Raw genomic sequence first — 22,339 nt, 5'->3', positions numbered from 1 at the left:
CACGGAACTGGCAGGCGGGAATCGTGAGGATCTTCGGCAAGGGACGGCACCGGCCCTCCGCCTCCTGGCGGCAGGCCACGGACCGGGCGTTCACCCTCATCGGCGACGGCCGGTACGAGGACGCAGGCGCACTGCTGACACGTGCCGCCGATCTGGAGCCCTGGCTTTCCGAGTCCTGGTTCAACCTCGCCCTGCTGCACAAGTTCCGGCACGACTGGGAGCAGGCGCGGGCGGCCGGCCTGCGGGCCGTGGCGCTGCTCGACCGGGACACCGGCGCGCCCGACTGGTGGAACGTCGGCATCGCCGCGACCGCGCTCCAGGACTGGCCACTGGCCCGCCGTGCCTGGCAGGCCTACGGGCTGCGGGTGCCGGGCCCGGCCAACGACCCCGGTGAACCCCTCGGCATGGACCTCGGCAGCGCGGCCGTACGGCTGTCCCCGGAGGGGGAGGCGGAGGTCGTGTGGGGGCGGCGGCTGGATCCCGCGCGGATCGAGGTGCTGTCCATCCCGCTGCCGTCGTCGGGGAGGCGCTGGGGAGAGGTCGTCCTGCACGACGGGGTGCCGCACGGGGAGCGAACGACCGCCGCCGGGCACACGTACCCGGTGTTCGACGAGATCGAGCTGTGGGCGCCGTCGCCCGTGCCCACCTGGGTGGTGCTGCTGGAGGCGGCGACGGAGGCCGACCGGGACGCGCTGGAGCAGCTGGCAGCGGACGCCGGGTTCGCCGCGGAGGACTGGTCCTCGTCGGTGCGGTTGCTGTGCCGGATGTGCTCGGAGTCCCGGATGCCGTCGGACGAGGGTGACGGGGAGCATCTCGATCCGCACGATCACAGTGAGCCGGGGCATCCCGGGCCGCTGGGGCACCGGACGGACGGGCAGCTGTGGGTTCCCGAGCGGGAGTGCGGGCTGGCTGCGCCGGCTGCGCTGGTTCGGGGGTTGCTGGACGGGTGGGTGGCGGACAGTCCGGATTCTCGTGACTGGCGGGATCTGGAAGAGGTCTGTTAGCGCCGTCGTCGGGTGCGGCTGCGTCGTGCTCGTTCGCGCAGTTCCCCGCGCCCCTGACGGGGCGCCTTCCCCGTACCCTGTATCAGCATCCCGGGTTGGATTTGTTCAGGAAGGCGTACGGACGTCATGGCTCAGCAGGACACCGATCAGCAGCGCGCGGGCGTGCTCCCCGTCGATGACGAGGGGTACGTGATCGACACGGAGAACTGCGAGGAGCGCGAGGCTGCCTGGCGGGAGCGGGGGACCTCGCGGCCCATCACGGTCGTCGGGAACCCGGTGCTGCACAAGGAGTGCAAGGACGTCACCGACTTCGGCGACGCGTTCCAGCAGCTCGTCGCGGACATGTTCGCCAGCCAGCGCACCGCCGAGGGCGTGGGCCTCGCCGCCAACCAGATCGGCGTCGACGCGAAGGTCTTCGTCTACGACTGCCCCGACGACGAGGGCGTCCGGCACACCGGCGTCGTCTGCAACCCCAAGCTCGTCGAGCTGCCCGCCGACAAGCGCCGCCTGGACGACAGCAACGAGGGCTGTCTGTCGGTGCCCACGGCGTACGCGCCGCTCGCCCGGCCCGATTACGCCGAGGTGACCGGGCAGGACGAGAAGGGCAACCCGATCAAGGTGCGCGGCACCGGATACTTCGCACGCTGTTTGCAGCACGAGACGGACCACCTGTACGGCTACCTGTACATCGACCGGCTCTCCAAGCGCGAACGCAAGGACGCGCTGCGGCAGATGGCCGAGAACGAGCCCCGCTACCCGGTCGTGGCCAACGACTGAGACCTCAGCCTCACCAGGCGCACGGCGCTTGTTCGGGTTTCCCACCCTGAACAGGCGCCGTTCGTCTGTGCCGTTCGCCTGCCCGTCGCACGTTCGATCGCTTCCGCTCGCCTGGTGACCCGCCGGTGGTCACACAACGGGAGGTTCCCGGCACCGCGGGGTAGTGAATGAAGCAAATGCGTTCCCAGGACGGTCAGTTGTAGTGCTGAATGGAATGAGCGGGGTATGCAACGGCGCACGCCCGGCACGAAGGGAGGGGCGCCCGCGCCAACTGGCGGCTGAGAGGGGTTAGTTCGTGCATGCTTTGTCACACGGCACCACATCGACACCGGTCACCATCGCAGTTCCACCGTCGCTCTCTCTCCCGGTGATCGAGGCGGAGTTTCCCCGGCAACTCCACCCGTATTGGCCGAAGTGTCAGGAGAAGACCCGGGCCTGGCTGCTCGAAAAGCGGCTCATGCCTGCGGACAAGGTGGAGGAATATGCCGACGGCCTTTGCTACACCGACCTCATGGCCGGGTACTACATCGGCGCCTCCGACGAGGTCATGCAGGCGATCGCCGACTACAGCGCGTGGTTCTTCGTCTGGGACGACCGTCACGACCGCGACATCGTGCACGGCCGTCCTGTCGCCTGGCGGCGGCTGAGGGACCGGCTCCACGCGGCCCTCGACTCCCCCGGGGAGCATCTGCACCACGAGGACCCACTGGTAGCCGGGTTCGCCGACAGTGTGCTGCGGCTGTACGCGTTCCTGCCCCAGACGTGGAACCTCCGGTTCGCCCGGCACTTCCACGCGGTGATCGGCGCGTACGACCGGGAGTTCCACAACCGCACCCGGGGCATCGTCCCGACGGTCGAGGAATACCTGCAACTGCGCCGGCTCACCTTCGCGCACTGGATATGGACGGACCTGCTGGAGCCGACCGCCGGCTGTGAACTCCCCGACGCCGTGCGCAAACACCCGGCGTATCGGCGGGCGGCGCTGCTGAGCCAGGAATTCGCCGCTTGGTACAACGATCTGTGCTCGCTCCCCAAGGAAATTGCGGGCGATGAAGTGCACAATCTCGGAATCAGTCTCATCACCCATGAGGGGCTGACTCTGGAACAGGCCGTAGTGGACGTCAGGGGCCGAGTCGAGAAAAGCATCACCGATTTCCTCGACGTCGAGCAGGAAGCCTTACGGGTCGCCGACGACCTCGCCGACGGATCCGTGCGGGGAAAGGAATTGAGCGCCGCCGTGCGGGCCTGCCTGAGCAATATGCGGAACTGGTTCAGCTCCGTCTACTGGTTCCACCACGAGTCCGGCCGGTACATGGTCGACAGCTGGGACGACCGGTCCACGCCCCCGTACGTCAACAACGAAGCGGCAGGTGAGAAATGACCGTCGAGTCTGTGCAGCCCGAAACCCCGCCGGCCGTGGAGCTGCGGGAACCGCCCCGGGCGGGCGGAGGTGTCCCCGTGCTCGGGCACGGCTGGAGGCTGGCCCGCGACCCGCTGGCCTTCATGTCCCGGCTGCGCGAGCACGGCGATGTCGTGCGGCTGAAGCTCGGGCCGAAGACGGTGTACGCGGTCACCGCCCCGGCCTTGACCGGCGCCCTGGCGCTGAGCAACGACTTCATCATCGCCGGACCGCTGTGGGAGTCCCTGGAGGGCCTGCTCGGCAAGGAAGGCGTGGCCACGGCGAACGGCCCGCGTCACCGGCGCCAGCGGCGCACCATCCAGCCCGCCTTCCGGCTCGACGCGATCCCCGGCTACGGCCCGATCATGGAGGAGGAGGCGCACGCGCTCGCCGAGCGCTGGAAGTCCGGCGAGACGATCGACTGCACGTCCGAGTCCTTCCGGGTGGCCGTGCGCATCGCGGCCCGCTGTCTGCTGCGCGGCGAGTACATGGACGAGCGGGCGGAGCGGCTGTGCGTCGCCCTCGCCACCGTCTTCCGAGGCATGTACCGGCGGATGGTGGTCCCGCTCGGACCGCTCTACAACCTGCCGCTCCCGGCCAATCGCGAATTCAACCGGGCATTGGCCGATTTGCATCTCCTCGTCGACGAGATCGTCGCCGAGCGCCGGGCATCCGGTCAAAAGCCGGACGATTTGCTGACGGCATTGCTGGAGGCGAAGGACGAGAATGGCGACCCGATCGGGGAACAGGAGATCCATGATCAGGTCGTCGCGATCCTCACCCCCGGCAGCGAAACCATCGCCTCCACGATCATGTGGCTGTTGCATATGCTCGCGGAGCACCCCGAACACGCCGACCGGGTGCATGACGAAGTGCAAGCCGTCACGGGTGGGAGGCCGGTGGTATTCGCAGACGTCCGAGGACTCAGGCACACCAACAATGTCGTCGTCGAGTCCATGCGTTTGAGCCCGGCCGTCTGGATTCTGACCCGTCGGGCGGTGCGGGACACGGAACTCGGTGGATACAGTATTCCGTCCGGGGCGGACATCATCTACAGCCCGTACGCGATCCAGCGCGACCCGAAGTCGTACGAGCGGCACCTGGAGTTCGACCCCGACCGCTGGCTTCCGGACCGGGTCAAGGACATCCCGAAACACGCCATGAGCCCCTTCAGTGTCGGCAACCGCAAGTGCCCCAGCGACCACTTCTCGATGGCCCAGCTGACGCTGGTCACGGCGGCGCTGGCCACCCGGTACCGCTTCGAGCAGGTGGCGGGGTCGAAGGACGCCACCCGCGTCGGGATCACGCTCCGGCCGCACGACCTGCGGGTGCGGCCGGTGGCGAGATGAGAGCTCCCGGACTCAGGCCGCCTCGGGGCCCCTGAAGGTCCGTCGGTAGGCGTTCGGGGTCGTCCCCACCGCCCGGACGAAGTGGTGGCGCAGGGTGGCCGCGTTGCCGAACCCCGTCCGGCCGGCGATCGCGTCCATGGTCTCGTCCGTCGCCTCCAGCAGCCGCTGGGCCAGCAGCACGCGCTGGCGCAGGATCCAGCGGTAGGGAGTCGTACCCGTCTCCTGCTGGAAGCGGCGGGCGAACGTGCGCGGGGACATATGGGCCTGGACGGCGAGCTGCTCGACGGTGACCTCCTCGTCGAGATGGCGCTCCATCCACGCCAGCACCTCGCCGATGGTGTCGCCCTCGGGCTGGGGGAGCGGGCGCTCGATGTACTGGGCCTGGCCGCCGTCGCGGTGCGGCGGCACCACCATCCGGCGGGCGATCTTGTTGGCGACCTCGGTGCCCTGCTCCTTGCGCACCAGGTGGAGGCAGGCGTCGATGCCGGCGGCCGTGCCGGCGGAGGTGATCACCGGGTCCTCGTCGACGTAGAGCACGTCCGGCTCGACGGCCACGCGCGGGTACTGCCGGGCGAGGTCCTTCGCGTGCTTCCAGTGCGTGGCGCACCGGCGGCCGTCCAGCAGCCCCGCCGCGGCCAGCACGAAGACACCGGAGCAGACGCTCAGCACCCGCGCACCGCGGTCGACCGCGTGACGCAGGGCGTCCAGCAGCTCCGGCGGGAAGTCCCGGGACGCGTAGCTGGACCCCGCCGGCACGGCGATCAGATCCGCCGTCTCCAGCCGCTCCAGGCCGTGCTCCACCTGGAGCGAGAAGCCCGAGTTCATGCGCAGCACGGGGCCCTCGGCCGAGGCGACGGCGAAGTCGTAGACCGGCAGGCCCTCGTCGCTCCGGTCCGTGCCGAAGACTTCGCACACCACGCCGAGTTCGAAGGGGTTCACGCCGTCGAGGAGGGCGACGGCCACGTTCTGCAGCATGGATCCAGTGTGCCTCGTCCGTGGCAGTAATTCGAGGGTCTACGGCAGTACTGCCACTGACGGTAAGGAGTCATCGGAGCGACAGTGGTGTCCATGAACACGAACCAGATCGAAGCACTCATCGGACTGACCGCCACCCTCGGGATCCTGGTCCTCCTGATCCTCCCGTCCGTGATCGGCCTGGTGCGCGAGAGGCGCATCGACCGTCAGATCCGGGAGGCCCAGGAGGCCCGCGGAGAGCTTCCGGCTCAGAAGTCCTCGTCCAGGTCGACGGTGCCCTCCACCGCCACCTGGTACGCGGAGGGCCGTCGCTCGAAGAAGTTGGTCAACTCCTGAACCCCCTGGAGCTCCATGAAGGAGAAGGGGTTCTCGGAGCCGTAGACCGGAGCGAAGCCGAGGCGGGTGAGCCGCTGGTCGGCGACGCACTCCAGGTACTGCCGCATCGACTCGGTGTTCATGCCCGGCAGGCCGTCACCGCACAGGTCGCGCGCGAACTGCAGCTCGGCTTCGACGGCCTCCCGGAGCATGTCCGTCACCTCCTGCTGGAGCCGGTCGTCGAACAGCTCCGGCTCCTCCTTGCGGACGGTGTCGACCACGTCGAAGGCGAAGGACATGTGCATCGTCTCGTCGCGGAACACCCAGTTGGTGCCGGTGGCCAGGCCGTGCAGCAGGCCCCGGCTGCGGAACCAGTAGACGTACGCGAAGGCGCCGTAGAAGAACAGGCCCTCGATGCACGCGGCGAAGCAGATCAGGTTGAGCAGGAACCGGCGACGGTCGGACTGGGTCTCCAGCCGGTCGAGCTTGTCGACGGAGTCCATCCACTTGAAGCAGAACGAGGCCTTCTCGCGGATGGACGGGATGTTCTCCACGGCCGCGAAAGCCGCGGTGCGATCCTCCGGGTCGGGCAGATAGGTGTCGAGCAGCGTCAGATAGAACTGGACGTGCACGGCCTCCTCGAACAGCTGGCGCGACAAGTACAGCCGCGCCTCCGGGGAGTTGATGTGCTTGTACAGCGTCAGCACCAGGTTGTTCGCGACGATGGAGTCGCCCGTGGCGAAGAAGGCGACCAGCCGGCCGATCAGGTGCTGCTCCGCCGGTGACAGCTTGGCGAGGTCGGCGACGTCCGAGTGGAGGTCGACCTCCTCCACGGTCCAGGTGTTCTTGATGGCGTCCCGGTAGCGCTCGTAGAAGTCCGGGTAGCGCATGGGGCGCAGGGTGAGCTCGAAGCCGGGGTCGAGAAGGTTCTGGGTGCTCATTACTGGCAGGCCTCGCAGGACTCGGGGTTTTCCAGGGAGCAGGCGACCGCTTCGGGGTCCGGGGTGGCCTGCGCGGGGAAGGTGGCCTGGGCGGCGCGGGCGATGCGGGTCGCCGGGCGCGAGCGCAGGTAGTACGTCGTCTTCAGCCCGGACTTCCAGGCGTAGGCGTACATCGAGGAGAGCTTGCCGATGGTCGGCGTCTCCAGGAACAGGTTCAGGGACTGGGACTGGTCCAGGAACGGAGTCCTGGCCGCCGCCATGTCGATCAGACCGCGCTGCGGGATCTCCCACGCCGTGCGGTAGAGGGCGCGCACGTCCTCGGGGATCCAGGCGAAGTCCTGCACCGAGCCGCTGGCCTCACGCAGGGCCTCCCGGCTGCGGGCGTCCCACACGCCGAGCCGCTTCAGCTCGTCCACCAGGTAGGAGTTGACCTGGAGGAACTCGCCCGACAGCGTCTCGCGCTTGAACAGGTTGGACACCTGCGGCTCGATGCACTCGTACACGCCCGCGATGGAGGCGATCGTGGCCGTGGGGGCGATGGCGAGGAGCAGCGAGTTGCGCATGCCGGTCGTGGCGACGCGCTCCCGCAGGGCCGCCCAGCGCTCCGGCCAGGTCAGTTCTACGTCGTAGTGGTCGGGATGCAGCATGCCCCGGGCCGTGCGGGTCTTCTCCCAGGCGGGCAGCGGCCCGTTGCGCTCGGCGAGGTCGGCGGAGGCCTCGTACGCGGCGAGCATGATCCGCTCGGCGATGCGGGTGGAGAGGGCCCTGGCCTCCGGCGAGTCGAAGGGCAGACGCAGCTTGAAGAAGACGTCCTGAAGGCCCATCGCGCCGAGGCCGACCGGACGCCAGCGGGCGTTGGAGCGGCCCGCCTGCTCGGTCGGGTAGAAGTTGATGTCGACGACCCGGTCGAGGAAGGTCACGGCCGTACGGACGGTCTCGTCCAGCCGCTTCCAGTCCAGGCCGCCAGTCGATGTGTCGACAAAGGAACCCAGGTTGACCGAGCCCAGGTTGCAGACCGCCGTCTCCCCGTCGTCGGTGACCTCCAGGATCTCCGTGCAGAGGTTGGAGGAGTGGACGACGTGGTCCGGCTCGGCCGTCTGGTTGGCGGTGCGGTTGGCGGCGTCCTTGAAGGTCATCCAGCCGTTGCCGGTCTGCGCGAGGGTGCGCATCATGCGGCCGTACAGCTCACGGGCGGGCAGGGTCTTCTTCGCGAGACCCTTCGCCTCGGCCTCACGGTACGCGGCGTCGAACTCGTCGCCCCACAGGTCGACCAGCTCCGGCACGTCCGAGGGGGAGAACAGCGACCACTGCGCGTCGGCGTTCACGCGCCGCATGAACTCGTCCGGCACCCAGTGCGCCAGGTTCAGGTTGTGCGTGCGGCGGGCGTCCTCACCGGTGTTGTCGCGCAGCTCCAGGAACTCCTCGATGTCGGAGTGCCAGGTCTCCAGGTAGACCGCGGCCGCGCCCTTGCGCCGGCCGCCCTGGTTCACCGCGGCGACCGACGCGTCGAGGGTCTTCAGGAACGGGACGATGCCGTTGGAGTGCCCGTTGGTGCCGCGGATCAGCGAACCGCGGGCGCGGATGCGGGAGTAAGCCAGTCCGATGCCGCCGGCGTGCTTCGACAGCCGGGCCACCTGGTGGTAGCGGTCGTAGATGGAGTCCAGCTCGTCCTTGGGGGAGTCGAGGAGGTAGCAGGACGACATCTGCGGGTGCCGGGTGCCCGAATTGAAGAGGGTGGGGGAGGAGGGGAGGTAGTCGAGGCGGCTCATCAGCCGGTAGAGGGCCGCGACCTCCTCCAGCGCGCGGGTGGTGTCGTCCTCGGCGAGGCCGCTCGCCACCCGCAGCATGAAGTGCTGGGGCGTCTCGACGACCTTGCGGGTGATCGGGTGCCGGAGCAGGTAGCGGCTGTGCAGCGTGCGCAGGCCGAAGTAGCCGAAGCGGTCGTCGGCGCCGGTGTCGATCAGGGCGTCGAGCCGGGTCGCGTGCAGCCGGACGAACTCGGCGGTGCGGTCGGCGATGAGGCCCTCGCGGTGGCCCACCGCCACGGACTCGGTGAAGGACGTGACGCCCTGCGAGGCGGCTTCCTCGCGGATGCCGATGGTCAGAAGCCGGGCGGCCAGCCGGGAGTAGGCGGGGTCCTCGGAGATCAGACCGGCCGCGGCCTCCGTCGCCAGCTCCCGCAACTCCGCTTCGTCCGCGGCGGCGGACCGGCCGCGCAGCGCGGCGGCGGCGACCCGGCCGGGGTCGGCGTCGGGGAGGTCGGCGGTCAGCTCGGTCAGGGTCCGCAGCAGCGCGGTACCGGGAGCGTCGTGCTCCTCCTCGGTGGCTGAGACCGGTTCGGCTGGCGCGATGGTCACGTGGGGCTCTCCCTCGCTCGGCACGGGGGCCTCGTCGAGGGCAGGGGGCAGCACACGAGCGCACGCGGCGTCGCGTCCACCGGCCCATTCCACGAGGCCCGGACGTCAGGGCACACCGGCCGGGTGGCCGGGCGCGCTGTCGGCAGGTCCTCGGACTGACGCTTGCGCACGGAACATGCACAAGTACACCGTTGCGGGACAGTTCCGGATTCGCACCGGATTCCCCTGCGGCGACAGCGAGCATGAGCATACATCTTGTGCCGGGCTCGGTTGGCACCCCCAGATGTTGTGTCGCGGTGGTGTCGGAGCGTCAGCTTTACGTGACAGCGGGCCGCCGTGACACGTGGTCACGACGGCCCGCTGCGGGGTGTTCGTGGTGGGCCGGAACCCTGGAATCAGTGGGCGGAGCCGGCAGTCGCAGGCGGAAGCTCCACCTGGACCCCGGGGTCGCCCGCGTCCGCCGTGTAGTCCTCCGGCTTGGTCTCGTCGATGCCGTCGGGGGCCTTCAGGGCCTTCAGGACGAAGGTCAGGACCACCGTCACCACCACGTTCAGGACGAACGCCGTGAGGCCGATGTAGCCGATCTCCCCGATGCCCGGGATCTCCTTCGCGGAGCCGCCGAAGTGCTTCTGCGTCGGGGAGGCGACGCCGTACGCCGCGACCGTGCCGTAGACCATGCCGACCGCCCAGCCCGCGAGCAGCGCCCAGCGGTGGAACCAGCGGGTGAACAGGCCGCCGACCAGGGCCGGGAAGGTCTGCAGGATCCAGATGCCGCCCAGCAGCTGGAAGTTGATGGCGACCGTCTTGTCCATGGTCAGGACGAAGGCCAGCGCGCCGACCTTCACCAGCAGGGAGACCAGCTTGGAGACCTTCGTCTCCTGTGCCGGAGTGGCGTCCGGCTTGATGAAGTCCTTGTAGATGTTGCGGGTGAAGAGATTCGCGGCCGCGATGGACATGATGGCCGCGGGCACCAGCGCGCCGATGCCGATCGCCGCGAACGCCACACCCGCGAACCAGTCCGGGAACATCGTCTCGAACAGCTGCGGAATCGCCAGCTGCCCGTTCTGCACCTTGATGCCGGCCGCGATCGCCATGAACCCGAGCAGCGCCAGCAGCCCCAGCATCAGCGAGTACAGCGGCAGGATCGTGGTGTTGCGGCGGATCACCTCACGGCTCTTCGAGGACAGCGTCGCCGTGATCGAGTGCGGGTACATGAACAGCGCCAGGGCGGAGCCCAACGCCAGCGTGGCGTACGTCCACTGGCCCGGCTCGGCCGGCGTCAGCGCACCGCGCGGCGCGCCCGTCGCCGGGTTGGTCTGGCTGTACGCCTCACCGGCCTTGGCGAAGATCTCGTCGAAGCCGCCCAGCTTGATCGGGATGTAGATGATCGCCACCGCGATGACGATGTAGATCAGCGTGTCCTTCACGAACGCGATGAGCGCGGGGGCCCGCAGACCCGACGAGTACGTGTACGCCGCCAGCACGCCGAACGCGATCAGCAGCGGCAGGTCCTTGATGAACCAGTTGGTGTTCTCGCCGCCGCCGACGCCCATCACGTCCAGCACGGCCTGGATGCCGACCAGCTGGAGCGCGATGTACGGCATCGTCGCCAGGATGCCCGTCACGGCCACCGCCAGCGACAGGCCCTTCGAGCCGAAGCGGCCGCGCACGAAGTCGGACGTGGTGACGTAGCCGTGCTTGTGGGACACCGACCACAGGCGGGGCAGGAAGGTGAAGATCAGCGGGTAGACCAGGATGGTGTACGGCACGGCGAAGAAGCCGGCCGCGCCCGCCGCGTAGATCGCCGCCGGCACGGCGACGAAGGTGTACGCCGTGTACAGGTCGCCGCCGAGCAGGAACCAGGTGATCCAGGTGCCGAACGAGCGGCCGCCCAGGCCCCATTCGTCCAGGCTCTGCTCGTTCTCGGCCTTGCGCCAGCGCGCGGCCAGGAAGCCCATGACCGTCACGGCCAGGAAGAAGAAGATGAAGACGCCGAGCGCGACGCCGTTCACGCCGTCCTTCACTGCGACGCACCGCCCTTCGCGGCCGAGCGGGCGCGCTGGTCACGCTGCCACAGCTTGTAGGCGATCATCGTCAGGACGGTGGAGATGAGCACCCACGCCATCTGGTACCAGTAGAAGAACGGAATCCCTATGAAGGCCGGGTCGGTCTTCGCGTACGAGCCGACCCACAGCATGGCCACGAACGGTGCAATGAGGCAGACGGCGATGACGACGCGCATGGGCGTCACCACCGGCCCTCCGCTGGCTTCTGGGGCTTGCGACATCAGGCGGCTCCGTCCCCTTGGTGATCACCTGTGTAATGCGCAGGCAATCTAGGTCAGGGCGTGCCGCCAGCGGAACCCCTCGTCCGCAATGCGGTACCCAACCGAAACCAGGCCTCAGCAGTGACGGAAGCGCCGCGGGGCGCCGCTAGTCGGCGGGCCGCTTCAGTCGCGCCACGAACTTGTACCGGTCCCCCCGGTAGACCGACCGCACCCACTCCACCGGCTGGCCGCCCCGGTCCAGCGAGTGCCGGGAGAGCATCAGCATCGGCAGCCCGACGTCCGTGCCGAGCAGGCCGGCCTCGCGCGGGGTGGCCAGGGACGTCTCGATGGTCTCCTCGGCCTCCGCGAGATGGACGTCGTAGACCTCGGCCAGCGCCGTGTAGAGCGACGTGTACTTCACCAGCGAGCGCCGCAGCGCCGGGAAGCGCTTCGCGCTCAGGTGCGTGGTCTCGATGGCCATCGGCTCGCCGTTGGCCATGCGCAGCCGCTCGATGCGCAGCACCCGCCCGCCGGGCGTGATGTCGAGCAGCCCGGCCAGGCGGTCGTCGGCGGTGATGTAGCCGATGTCCAGCAGTTGCGAGGTGGGTTCCAGGCCCTGGGCGCGCATGTCCTCGGTGTACGAGGTCAGTTGCAGCGCCTGCGAGACCTTGGGCTTGGCGACGAACGTGCCCTTGCCCTGGATGCGCTCCAGCCGGCCCTCGACGACCAGCTCCTGCAGCGCCTGGCGCACGGTGGTGCGCGAGGTGTCGAACTCCGCCGCCAGGGTGCGCTCGGGCGGGACCGGCGTGCCGGGCGCCTGGGTCTCCGTCATGTCGAGCAGGTGTTTCTTCAGGCGGTAGTACTTGGGCACGCGCGCGGTACGGACGGGCACCCCGTTCTCGTTCTCCGCACTGCTGACGTCGGTGCTCATGTTCCGCCTTCCCGGCTGGGTCTGCCGACACGATCCCACTTGTATACCGTCGGCGCTTCTTTTGGTCTAGTCCATCAATCGCTGTGGTCTACCCGCAGTATGCCGTGTCCACCCGGGTTTTCGCTGGCTTCTTACTTAAAGGTTCCTGCATATGTAGGTCGCATAACGGCTGGTCAGGGCCGTATCGCGACCCTTGACAGGCCTTCTGGTCTGGTCCAAGCTCCCCGTACTGGTCTACACCATTGGTCCAGGCCCGGCCCCACGTTCACTGCGGGGAGCCAGGGGGGTTGTGGGATCCCTGAGGAGGGTGGCGTGAAGCGCAAGCTGACAGCCGCGATCGGTATCGCGGGCATGATGGTCTCCATCGCGGCGTGCGGCGGCGAGGGTGGCGGGGGTTCCGACAAGGGCGCGGACGCCAAGGAGCTGACCGTCTGGCTCACCGTCGACGCGCAGAACAACTGGCCGGAGCTGGTGAAGGCCGCCGACGCCGCGGTGAAGAAGAAGCACCCCGGCGTCAAGATCAACCACGAGTACTACGGCTGGCCCGACAAGAACGCCAAGCTCGACGCCGTCCTCGCCACCGACAAGGCCCCCGACGTGGTCGAGATGGGCAACACCGAGATGCTCGGCTACATGGTCAAGGGCGCCTTCGCCCCGCTCGACCAGGCCAAGTTCGACAACTCCGACGCCTGGCTGGACGGCCTCAAGGCCTCGGTCACCTACGAGGGCAAGACCTACGGCGTCCCGTACTACGCCGGCGGCCGCGTCGCCAACTGGCGCAAGGACGTGGCGGCTTCCGTCGGGGTGAAGTCGGCGCCCAAGACGTACAAGGAGCTCACCGCCGCCCTGGACAAGATCCAGAAGAAGCAGGGCGACAAGTACAACGCCTGGTACCAGCCCACCCGCGACTGGTACGCGGCCATGTCCTTCGTCTACGACGCCGGCGGCGCCATCGCCACCGAGTCGGGCGGCCAGTGGAAGGCCTCCCTCTCCTCGCCCGAGTCCCTCAAGGGCCTCACCGAGTTCAAGAACGTCGTCGACTCGTACATGCACGGCGACAAGACCAAGGACGAGTCCGACCGTTACATCGTCTACGGCCAGGGCAAGTCCGCCATGATCTTCGCGGCGGCCTGGGAGGGCGCGACCGCCGAGGACCCCAAGAACGACAAGACCGGCAAGCTCAAGGGCAACCTCGAGAACTTCGTGATGCCCGGCCCGTCCGGCAAGAACATGCCCGTCTTCCTGGGCGGCTCCGACCTCGCCGTGCCGGTGAAGTCCGACGCGCAGGCCCTGGCCGCCGAGTGGATCAACGCGCTCACCGGCTCCTCCGGGCAGAAGGACCTGATGGCCAAGGGCAACCTGCCCAACAACAAGACCGACCTCGCGACGCTCAAGAACGACCCGAAAACGGCGGTCCCCGCCACCGCGGCCGAGTCCAACTGGTTCGTCCCGATGGCCCCCGGCTGGGGCCAGGTCGAGAAGGCGCAGATCCTGCAGACCATGCTGCAGAGCATCGGCACCGGCAAGAAGTCCGTCGAGGCCGCCGCCAAGGACGCGGACGCCGCGATCGACAAGGTCATCAACACCAAGTGACCTGCGCGCGGGGCTCCCCGGCCTGCGGAGCCCCGCCGCCGCCAAGACCTGAGGGACCGCCGAGGAGCGCGCGATGAGTGCCGCAGACACCACCACCCCCGCCAAGGTGCCGCCACCGCGGCAGGCACCACCGCCGCCCCCGAAGGACCGGCGGCCCCGCGGACAGCGCACGTCGGGCGGGGCCTTGGCCCCCTGGCTGCTGCTCGCGCCCTGCCTGCTGATCCTCGCCCTGGTCATGGGCTATCCGCTGGCCCGCCTGGTCACCCTGTCCTTCCAGAAGTTCGGCCAGTCCCAGCTGTGGGGCTTCCAGCCGGCCGAGACGGTCGGGTTCGACAACTTCGCCAAGGTGCTGGGCGACGGCGAGTTCTGGGCCGTCGTCCTGCGCACGATCGTCTTCGCCGCCGGCGCCGTCGTCTTCACGATGGTGATCGGCATGGCGCTCGCCCTGCTGCTCCAGCGGGTCTCCGGCTGGCTGAAGGTGCTCATCAACATCGTGCTGGTGGCCAGCTGGGGCATGCCGGTGATCGTCGCGACCACGGTCTTCAAGTGGCTCTTCGACTCCGACTACGGCGTCTTCAACGCGCTGCTCAGCAAGCTGCCCGGCGTCGAGATGATCGGCCACAACTGGTTCGCGAGCGGCCCCGAGGGCCTCGCCGTGATCATGCTGCTGGTGATCTGGGGAGCCGTGCCCTTCGTGGTCATCACTCTCAGCGCCGGTCTCACCCAGGTTCCCAAGGAGCTGGAGGAGGCCGCCCGCCTGGACGGCGCCGGCTCCTGGGGCGTCTTCCGCTATGTCACCCTGCCCGTCCTCAAGCCGATCATCGTGATGCTCACGACCCTGTCGGTCATCTGGGACATGGGCGTCTTCCCCCAGGTGTTCGTCATGCGCAACGGCCACCCCGAGCCGGAGTTCCAGGTCCTCAACACCTACTCCTACGACCGGGCGTTCGTGGTCAACGACTACGCCCAGGGCTCGGCCATCGCGCTGATCACCGTCGTGCTGCTGCTCGGCGTGGTCGCCGTCTACATGCGGCAGATGCTGAAGATCGGAGAGGTCGAATGAGCACGCTCGCCGGAGCCGGCCGCCGGAAGTCGCGGCTGGGCTGGAACCTCGTCGGCCTCCTCGTCTTCGTCGTCGCAGGCTTCCCGCTCTACTGGATGCTCAACACGGCGTTCAAGCCCGCCAAGGACGCCATCGACTCGGACCCGAGCCTGCTGCCGACCGGCCTCACCTTCGACAACTTCGGCCGGGCGCTGGACATCGCCGACTTCTGGGGCCCGGTGGGCCGCAGCCTGGTGGTGTCGCTGGCCGTGGTCGTCATCGGCATGGTCGTCGGGCTGCTGGCCGCGCTCGCCATCTCCCGGTTCGCCTTCCGCGGCCGCAAAATCGTCATCGTGGGCATTCTCGCCGTCCAGATGGTCCCGCTGGTCGCCATGATCATCCCGGTGTTCCTGCTCCTCAACGACCTGGGCCAGTACGACCGGCTGACCGGCCTGATCATCACGTACCTGACGTTCGTCCTCCCGTTCACCGTGTGGACGCTGAGGGGCTTCATCGTCAACATCCCGAAGGAACTGGAGGAGGCGGCCATGGTCGACGGCTGCTCCCGCACGGGCGCCTTCCTGCGGGTCGTCTTCCCCCTCCTGGCCCCCGGCATGGTCGCCACCTCGGTCTACGGCTTCATCCAGGCCTGGAACGAGTACCTCTACGCCCTGATGCTGCTCAGCCAGAAGAACCAGACCGCGACCGTCTGGCTCGGCAACTTCACCACCAAGCACGGCACCGAATACGCCCCGATGATGGCCGGCGCCACGATGATGGCCGTGCCGATCGTCGCCCTCTTCCTCCTCGTCCAGCGCAAGATGGCCGCGGGCCTGACCGCGGGCGCAGTGAAGGGATGACCTCACCCGATGACGACACTCGCCAGCGGCACCGACACGCTCACCCGCGACGCCCTGACGGTCCTCCAGCCCGGCTTCACCGGCACCACCGCCCCCGACTGGCTGCTGCGCCGGCTCGGTGAGGGCCTCGCCTCCGTCGGACTGTTCGGCCGCAACATCGCCTCCCCCGGCCAACTGGCCGCCCTGACCGCCCAGCTGCGGGCCGAACGCGACGACGTCCTCGTCGCGATCGACGAGGAGGGCGGCGACGTGACCCGGCTGGAGGTGCGCAGCGGCTCCTCCTTCCCGGGCAACCACGCGCTCGGCGCGGTCGACGACGTGGAGCTGACCCACCAGGTCGCCCATGAACTGGGCCGCCGCCTCGCCTCCTGCGGCGTCAACCTCAACTGGGCCCCGTCCGCCGACGTGAACTCCGACCCGCGCAACCCGGTCATCGGCGTCCGCTCCTTCGGTGCCGACACCGAACTGGCCGCCCGGCACACCGCCGCCTACGTCACCGGCCTGCAGTCCGCCGGGGTCGCCGCCTGCACCAAGCACTTCCCGGGCCACGGCGACACGGCCGTCGACTCCCACCATGCCCTGCCGCGCATCGACGTCTCCGCCGACGTGCTGGCCGAACGTGAACTGGCCCCCTTCCGCACCGCCATCGCCGCCGGCACCCGGGCCGTCATGAGCGCCCACATCCTGGTCCCCGCCCTGGACCCGGACCGCCCGGCCACCCTCTCCCGCCGCATCCTCACCGGCCTGCTGCGCGACGAGCTCGGCTACGACGGCCTCATCGTCACCGACGGCATGGAGATGCGCGCCATCGCCGGCACCTACGGCATCGAACGCGGCAGCGTCCTCGCCGTCGCCGCGGGCGCCGACGCCATCTGCGTGGGCGGCGGCCTCGCCGACGACGCGACCGTCCTGCGCCTGCGGGACGCCCTGGTCACGGCCGTGCGGGCCGGTGAACTCCCCGAGGAACGCCTCGCCGAGGCCGCCGACCGGGTACGGGCCCTGGCCCGCTGGGCAGGAACGGCGGGCAGCCCTGCCGAGAGCACCCACGGCACCGAGATCGGCCTGCACGCCGCCCGCCGCGCCCTCACCCTGACCGCCGCGCCCGGCCTCGGCAGCCCTGACACCTTCGAGCCCCTCACCGAACCGCCCTATGTCGCCGCCCTCACCCCCGTCGCCAACATCGCCGTGGGCGACGAGACCCCGTGGGGCGTCGCCGCGGAGCTCATCCATCTCCTGCCGGGCACGGTGACGGGCAGTTTCTCCGCCGGGGACGGCCCGGGGAGCGAGGCCGGGGAGAGCGCGGGCCGGGCGGCCCTCCAGGCGGCAGGCCCGCGGCGCATCGTCGCCGTCGTCCGCGACGAACACCGCCACCCCTGGATGGCCTCGGCCCTCGAGACCCTGCTGGCGGCCCGCCCCGACACGATCGTCGTCGAGATGGGCGTCCCCCAGGCCGCTCCCCGCGGCGCCCTGCACATCGCCACCCACGGCGCGGCCCGCGTCTGCGGCCGCGCCGCGGCCGAGGTGATCACCGGGACCCCGGGGCTGTGAGAGCACGCGGGTGAGCCGGCCGGCCCGGGGTGCTCGTGCGGCATGGCGAGGGTGCCCCGACGCGCGATCCTGAGCCGGCCCGGGGCGGTGGTGCGAGTCGAGCCGGACCAGCCGCCACCCCGGGCCGCAACACTCCGCCCGGTGCGACCCCGTGCAGCCCATCGGCCGGGACGGTTGTGAACCTGCATCCAAATGTAGTACTTCTTATACATGAGTGAGCAGGTGCACAACAGGTTGGCCGTGGTGCGCGCCGAGCACAAGGTGTCGCGCCAGAGCCTGGCCGAGGCAGTGGGAGCCCACTACCAGACCATCGGCTACATCGAGCGGGGGCAGTACAACCCGAGCCTCGACCTGGCGCTGAAGATCTCCAAGTTCTTCGGCCTGCCGGTCGAGGCCCTGTTCTCCCTCGAACCGTTCCGCCCGCTCACGGACGAGGTCTACGGGAGGAACCAGCCATGACGACGACACGCCTGACCCGCTACGACCGGAGCATGCTGCGGCTGATGAACGACCGCCGCGCAGCGGCCTGGTACGCGACGGCAGCACGCCGCCGCCTGGCCGTAGCCGCCCACGTCACCCTCACCGTGGCCCTCGGCGGTTTGATGACCCACTTCTTCCTCGCCGAGGGCGAGCCTCTGTGGACCGTGGCCGCGATGACGATGCTGCTGCTGCCCTGGATGGTCGCCACCGGCGTGATCAACGGCGCCACCCGAGGCCTGCTGGAACTGCGCGAACGCGCTCTGGATGAACGTCAGTCGGCGGAACGCAGCCGCGTCCTGGCCCGGGCTCACCGCGTGACCACCCTGCTCCTGGCCGCAGCTGCGGTCACCCTGCTGATCGCGGGCGGGACCGCCGGTGACGCCCCGAAGGCCTACGCCGCACCCCTGCTCGTCGCCGTCCTCGTCGTCCACCGGGTGATGCCCCTGTGGGTGGCCGGCTGGCGGGCCCAGGACGAGCCGGCCGATGACGAGGTGCTGGAGCCAGGGGGCCTCGGCCGCTAGGGCTCCCGGCCGCCGCCCTTTCGGCCGGATCGGACGGAGGGGAAGCGACGCCGCTGTCCGGCACCGGCGTGAGGTCTCAGATCCCCTGCCACTCCGGCTTGTTGACGTACGTGTGCCGGAAGTAGTCCGCCAGCTTCAGCTTCGACGCGGCGGCCTCGTCGACGACGACGGTCGCGTGCGGGTGGAGCTGGAGGGCGGACGCGGGACATACCGCGGCGATCGGCCCCTCCACCGTCGCCGCGACGGCGTCCGCCTTGCCCTCACCGGTGGCGAGCAGCACCAGATGCCGGGCCTCCAGAATGGTGCCGATGCCCTGCGTGATCACGTGGTGGGGCACCTGGTCGATGTCGCCGTCGAAGAAGCGCGCGTTGTCGATCCGGGTCTGCTCGGTCAGTGTCTTGATCCGCGTCCGCGAGGCCAGCGACGAGCACGGCTCGTTGAACCCTATGTGCCCGTCGGTCCCGATCCCGAGCAACTGAAGGTCCACACCTCCGGCGTCCGACAGCGCTTTGTCATAGGCCTCGCACGCCCCCTGCACATCCTCCGCCGTGCCGTCCGGGCCCGTGAACTGGTCCATCCCTATTCCGAGGGGCTCCAGCACCTCGCGGCGCAGCACCGAGCGGTAGGACTCGGGATGTTCGGCGGGCAGCCCCACGTACTCGTCGAGCTGCGCGATCCGTGCCCGCCCGACGTCCGCGGCACCGGAACGCACCTTCGCCGCCAGCGCCTCGTACACGGGCAGCGGCGTCGAGCCGGTGGCCACACCGAGCAGGGCGTCCGGCTTGCGCCGGAGCAGCTTGGCCATGGCCTCGGCAATGAGCTCGCCGCCCGCCTTGGCGTCCGGAACGATGACAACTTCCACGCTGGGCCTGCCGATCTGAGAGGAGTGCTCAACTGGGACTGGACCCGGGAGGGGTCGTGTGGTTTAGACCAATCTAACAGAGCGGGTCTGTCCCTCCCAGGGTGAACATCGCTGCTCCCGCCCGGCCAGCGCTGCCGTGCCGACCAGGCCGCCATGGGGTGAACAGCGCCGCTCCGCAAGGAGTGCGGAAGCGGGACGACCGCCTCCCGGGCGGGCGCCGCGCGGCCCGGGGGAGTGGAATGGGGTCTGCAGCCGCCCCGCTCCGGAAGGAACCCGCCATGACAGCCGCCGCCACACCGGACCCCCTCGGCGAACTCCCGGGCCGGACCATGGCCCGTGAGATGGCGGAGCAGCCCGCCGTCCTGCGGCGGATCCTGTCCGAGGGCGCCCCTGCCATCCAGGACGTGGCCCGGCGGATCGCTGCCCGCGCGCCCCGCTTCGTCCTGCTGACCGCACGCGGCACCTCCGACAACGCCGCCCTGTACGCCAAGTACCTCCTGGAGATCCGGCTCGGTCTGCCCTGCGGACTCACCTCGATGTCCACGACCACGGCCTACGGCGCCCGGCCGGACCTCACCGACGTCCTCGTCGTCACCGTCAGCCAGTCCGGCGGCTCCCCGGACCTGGTCGCCTCGACCCGGGCCGCCCGCGAGGCCGGAGCGATCACGCTGGCCGTCACCAACAACCCGGACTCCCCGCTCGCCGGCGTCTCCGAGCATCACATCGACATCATGGCGGGGCCGGAGAAGGCCCTCCCCGCGACCAAGACCTACACCGCCTCCCTTCTCGCGCTCTATCTCTTCGTCGAGGGCCTGCGCGGCGGCGACGGAGCGCCCGCGCAGGTGCTGCCGGACCTCGCCGAGCAGTTGCTCGCCCGGCAGGACGAGGTGCGCGCCCTCGCCGCCCGCTACCGCTTCGCCGAGCGCATGGTGATCACTTCACGCGGCTACGGCTACCCCACGGCCAAGGAGGCCGCACTCAAGCTGATGGAGACCAGTTACATCCCCGCCCTCTCCTACTCCGGCGCGGACCTGCTGCACGGACCGCTCGCCATGGTCGACAACGTCTCCCCGGTCATCGCCGTGGTCACCGACGGCAAGGGCGGCGAGGCGCTCCAGCCCGTCCTGGACCGGCTGCGCGGCCGCGGCGCCGACCTCGTCGTCATCGGCCCCGGACACCAGGTCGAGCAGGCGTCGGCCGGCTTCGTCCTGCCCACCGGTGACGTGGCCGAGGAGGTCCAGCCCGTGCTGGAGATCATCCCCCTCCAGCTCCTGGCCTACGAGGTCACCATCGCCCGGGGGCAGGGCCCTGACGCGCCGCGGGCGCTGGCAAAGGTGACAGAGACCCGCTGAGGGCAGGGGAGCCCGCAAACGCCCTCGGGTCCGGTGCGGCCCGGCCGGCCACGTGCCGGGCGGCCACCTGCAGGGGAGCCACCTGCAGGGCGGCCCGGCCACCGCTGGTTCTGTTCGGAGCGCCCCTCGCGGTCCACCCACGGTCTGGTCGCCGCGGCCACTGAGGCACACCCCCTCCACCCCACCGGCCGGTTGACCACCGCCACCACCGCCACCACCGCCGCTACGTGAGCGAACCCCCCGTCACATCCACCCAACTGCCCGTCACCCACCGCCCCCCGTCCGACACCAGAAACGCCACCACGTCGGCGACCTCGGCAGGCTCACCCACACCGCCCAGTGCCGATATCGCCGCGGCCTTCGCCCAGCCGTCGGGCGTGCCACGCAGCAGTTCCGCCGTGTTGTCCGTGTCGATGATCCCCGGGGCCACCGAGTTCACCGTGATACCCCGGTGCCCCAGCACCTTGGACAGGTCGCGAGAGAAGACATCCAGCGCGCCCTTCGTCATCGCGTAGGCCATGTTGTCCGGCATCGCCGCCGAGCGGGCCAGCCCCGACGAGATGTTGACGACCCGGCCGTTGTCCCGCAAGCGCGTCATGCCGTGCTTGAGGATGAAGAACGGCGCCTTCACGTTCACCGCGAAGACCTCGTCGTACTCCCGCTCCTCCAGTTGCCCGATCGGCCGCGTATTGCCGATCGCCGCGTTGTTCACCAGGATGTCCAGCCCGTCCGCGTGCCGGTCGAACTCCGCCCACAGTGCCTCGGCGTCCCCCGGCACCCCCAGCTCCACGCCCAGCGCGAACGCCGAGCCCCCGGCCCTCTCGATCGCCGTGACCGTATCCTTCGCCGCCGTCTCGTTCCTGCCGTAGTGCACCGCGACCCGTGCACCGTCGCGTCCCAGCCGCTCGGCGATGCCTCGTCCGATGCCCCTGCTCGCCCCCGTGACCAGTGCGGTCCTGCCCGTGAGCACGCCCATGACGGCGCCCCTTTCCCATTTCCCTAGCGGTCGCTACAGAAATGACCGTACAGCAGCCCTCAGACATTTCTCTAGTGCCCGCTATAAAATGCATCCCATGGTGAACGACGACGGAACCGCCCAGGCCTCGAAGGGGTCTGAAACCGCGAGCGCGCGAGTCGCCGGGGACGGCAAGGCCAGGACCAGGCCCCGCGGCCGCCCCCGTTCCTTCGACCGGGAGACCGCGCTGGAGAAGGCCCTCCTGGCCTTCTGGGAGCACGGCTACGAGGCCACGTCCGTCTCCGATCTCACCCGCGTCATGGACATCGGCGCCCCCAGCCTCTACGCCGCCTTCGGCGACAAGCGGTCCCTCTTCGAAGAGGTCGTCCACGTGTACGGCGCGAGATACGGATCCTTCACCGACCGCGCCCTCGCCGAGGAACCCACCGCGCGGGCCGCCGTCGAGCGCACCCTGCGCGAGGCCGCCACCGCGTACACCGAACCGGGCCACCCGCACGGCTGCCTCGTCGTCCATGCTGCGGCGAACTGCTCGAACCTCGAGGTGGAACAGTCATTGCGGGACCGCCGCAACGCCAACATCGCCGCCTTCGAGAGCCGCATCAGGGCCGACGTCGCCGCCGGCGTGCTGCCGCCGGCCACCGACGCCGCCGCCCTGGCCCGTCACACCGGAGCGATGATCCAGGGCATGTCGCAACAGGCACGCGACGGGGCGAGCCGGGAGGAACTGGAGGCGGTCGCGGAAATTGCCCTCTCCATCTGGCCCCGCACAGGAACCCACACAGGCTAGGCTG

The 22,339-nt window shown here is 69.6% G+C and carries 21 protein-coding genes and 1 riboswitch; of the genes, 13 read left to right on the top strand and 8 right to left on the bottom strand.

The features are described from left to right. The first annotated feature begins 23 nt into the window (after positions 1 to 23). The 4 genes from BJ965_RS12775 to BJ965_RS12760 all read left to right on the top strand — a co-directional run bounded on the left by BJ965_RS12775 (position 24) and on the right by BJ965_RS12760 (position 4,529). Positions 24 to 1,004, top strand: a complete 981-nt coding sequence (locus tag BJ965_RS12775) for a tetratricopeptide repeat protein (RefSeq protein ID WP_030851595.1) — start codon at positions 24 to 26, stop codon at positions 1,002 to 1,004. Between the two features lie 126 nt (positions 1,005 to 1,130). After that, positions 1,131 to 1,781 carry a peptide deformylase gene (def, locus tag BJ965_RS12770; RefSeq protein WP_184908752.1) on the top strand — a complete coding sequence of 217 codons (651 nt, stop codon included), beginning with the start codon at positions 1,131 to 1,133 and terminating at the stop codon, positions 1,779 to 1,781. Between the two features lie 295 nt (positions 1,782 to 2,076). Then, complete coding sequence (gene cyc1, locus BJ965_RS12765) at positions 2,077 to 3,162, top strand: epi-isozizaene synthase (RefSeq protein ID WP_184908751.1); 1,086 nt, start codon at positions 2,077 to 2,079, stop codon at positions 3,160 to 3,162. Further along, a complete protein-coding gene (locus tag BJ965_RS12760; protein ID WP_184908750.1) occupies positions 3,159 to 4,529 on the top strand; it encodes a bifunctional albaflavenone monooxygenase/terpene synthase in 1,371 nt (456 codons plus the stop codon). The genes cyc1 and BJ965_RS12760 overlap by 4 nt, the downstream gene beginning before the upstream one ends. Before the next feature lie 12 nt (positions 4,530 to 4,541). Here BJ965_RS12760 and BJ965_RS12755 read toward each other — a convergent pair whose 3' ends face one another. After that, positions 4,542 to 5,504, bottom strand: a complete 963-nt coding sequence (locus BJ965_RS12755; protein ID WP_184908749.1) for a GlxA family transcriptional regulator — start codon at positions 5,502 to 5,504, stop codon at positions 4,542 to 4,544. A gap of 93 nt (positions 5,505 to 5,597) precedes the next feature. Between BJ965_RS12755 and BJ965_RS12750 the strand changes: the two genes are divergently transcribed. After that, positions 5,598 to 5,840, top strand: a complete 243-nt coding sequence (locus BJ965_RS12750; protein ID WP_179878966.1) for a hypothetical protein — start codon at positions 5,598 to 5,600, stop codon at positions 5,838 to 5,840. On the opposite strand, the gene BJ965_RS12745 is transcribed toward BJ965_RS12750, so the two are convergent. The 5 genes from BJ965_RS12745 to BJ965_RS12725 form a co-directional block, all read right to left on the bottom strand. Then, a complete protein-coding gene (locus tag BJ965_RS12745) occupies positions 5,753 to 6,760 on the bottom strand; it encodes a ribonucleotide-diphosphate reductase subunit beta (protein ID WP_184908748.1) in 1,008 nt (335 codons plus the stop codon). The genes BJ965_RS12750 and BJ965_RS12745 overlap by 88 nt on opposite strands. After that, on the bottom strand, positions 6,760 to 9,117 hold the full coding sequence (locus tag BJ965_RS12740; RefSeq protein ID WP_184908747.1) for a ribonucleoside-diphosphate reductase subunit alpha: 2,358 nt from the start codon (positions 9,115 to 9,117) through the stop codon (positions 6,760 to 6,762). Before BJ965_RS12740 ends, BJ965_RS12745 begins: the two co-directional genes overlap by 1 nt. Positions 9,118 to 9,241: 124 nt before the next feature. Next, positions 9,242 to 9,367, bottom strand: a riboswitch (cobalamin riboswitch). Between the two features lie 145 nt (positions 9,368 to 9,512). Continuing rightward, positions 9,513 to 11,141, bottom strand: a complete 1,629-nt coding sequence (gene mctP / locus BJ965_RS12735; protein WP_184908746.1) for a monocarboxylate uptake permease MctP — start codon at positions 11,139 to 11,141, stop codon at positions 9,513 to 9,515. Continuing rightward, positions 11,138 to 11,404 (bottom strand): DUF3311 domain-containing protein, encoded by a 267-nt coding sequence (locus BJ965_RS12730; protein WP_107051731.1) that lies wholly within the window; start codon positions 11,402 to 11,404, stop codon positions 11,138 to 11,140. Before BJ965_RS12730 ends, mctP begins: the two co-directional genes overlap by 4 nt. A gap of 145 nt (positions 11,405 to 11,549) precedes the next feature. Beyond that, positions 11,550 to 12,314, bottom strand: coding sequence for a GntR family transcriptional regulator (locus tag BJ965_RS12725; protein WP_097220267.1), 765 nt, complete (start codon positions 12,312 to 12,314; stop codon positions 11,550 to 11,552). A 312-nt stretch (positions 12,315 to 12,626) separates the two neighbouring features. Between BJ965_RS12725 and BJ965_RS12720 the strand changes: the two genes are divergently transcribed. From BJ965_RS12720 to BJ965_RS12695, 6 genes are all read left to right on the top strand, one after another. Beyond that, positions 12,627 to 13,907, top strand: a complete 1,281-nt coding sequence (locus tag BJ965_RS12720) for an extracellular solute-binding protein (protein WP_184908745.1) — start codon at positions 12,627 to 12,629, stop codon at positions 13,905 to 13,907. A 73-nt stretch (positions 13,908 to 13,980) separates the two neighbouring features. Then, the gene (locus BJ965_RS12715) at positions 13,981 to 14,970 is read left to right on the top strand and encodes a carbohydrate ABC transporter permease (protein WP_184908744.1); all 990 of its coding nucleotides are present in this window, start codon (positions 13,981 to 13,983) and stop codon (positions 14,968 to 14,970) included. Further along, on the top strand, positions 14,967 to 15,809 hold the full coding sequence (locus tag BJ965_RS12710; RefSeq protein WP_184908743.1) for a carbohydrate ABC transporter permease: 843 nt from the start codon (positions 14,967 to 14,969) through the stop codon (positions 15,807 to 15,809). The genes BJ965_RS12715 and BJ965_RS12710 overlap by 4 nt, the downstream gene beginning before the upstream one ends. Before the next feature lie 9 nt (positions 15,810 to 15,818). Beyond that, positions 15,819 to 17,357, top strand: a complete 1,539-nt coding sequence (locus BJ965_RS12705) for a glycoside hydrolase family 3 protein (protein ID WP_184908742.1) — start codon at positions 15,819 to 15,821, stop codon at positions 17,355 to 17,357. A gap of 210 nt (positions 17,358 to 17,567) precedes the next feature. After that, positions 17,568 to 17,816: a helix-turn-helix transcriptional regulator gene (locus BJ965_RS12700; RefSeq protein WP_030851643.1), complete on the top strand. Its 249-nt coding sequence runs from the start codon at positions 17,568 to 17,570 to the stop codon at positions 17,814 to 17,816. After that, positions 17,813 to 18,358 (top strand): hypothetical protein, encoded by a 546-nt coding sequence (locus BJ965_RS12695; RefSeq protein ID WP_184908741.1) that lies wholly within the window; start codon positions 17,813 to 17,815, stop codon positions 18,356 to 18,358. The genes BJ965_RS12700 and BJ965_RS12695 overlap by 4 nt, the downstream gene beginning before the upstream one ends. A gap of 76 nt (positions 18,359 to 18,434) precedes the next feature. Here BJ965_RS12695 and nagB read toward each other — a convergent pair whose 3' ends face one another. Next, a complete protein-coding gene (gene nagB, locus BJ965_RS12690) occupies positions 18,435 to 19,220 on the bottom strand; it encodes a glucosamine-6-phosphate deaminase (protein ID WP_184908740.1) in 786 nt (261 codons plus the stop codon). A 278-nt stretch (positions 19,221 to 19,498) separates the two neighbouring features. On the opposite strand from nagB, the gene BJ965_RS12685 reads away from it, so the two are divergent. Then, positions 19,499 to 20,572, top strand: coding sequence for an SIS domain-containing protein (locus BJ965_RS12685; RefSeq protein ID WP_184908739.1), 1,074 nt, complete (start codon positions 19,499 to 19,501; stop codon positions 20,570 to 20,572). A gap of 223 nt (positions 20,573 to 20,795) precedes the next feature. Here the strand turns inward: BJ965_RS12685 and BJ965_RS12680 are convergent, their stop codons facing one another. Next, a complete protein-coding gene (locus tag BJ965_RS12680; RefSeq protein ID WP_184908738.1) occupies positions 20,796 to 21,548 on the bottom strand; it encodes an SDR family oxidoreductase in 753 nt (250 codons plus the stop codon). A 97-nt stretch (positions 21,549 to 21,645) separates the two neighbouring features. Here BJ965_RS12680 and BJ965_RS12675 point away from each other — a divergent pair, with 97 nt between their 5' ends. Next, positions 21,646 to 22,335: a TetR/AcrR family transcriptional regulator gene (locus BJ965_RS12675; RefSeq protein ID WP_184908737.1), complete on the top strand. Its 690-nt coding sequence runs from the start codon at positions 21,646 to 21,648 to the stop codon at positions 22,333 to 22,335. Positions 22,336 to 22,339: the final 4 nt, after the last annotated feature.

It is taken from the genome of Streptomyces luteogriseus (genome assembly GCF_014205055.1).
Classification (GTDB): domain Bacteria; phylum Actinomycetota; class Actinomycetes; order Streptomycetales; family Streptomycetaceae; genus Streptomyces; species Streptomyces luteogriseus.
Note: the sequence above shows the minus strand (reverse complement) of the source record. Positions and strands in the feature narration are given on the sequence as shown.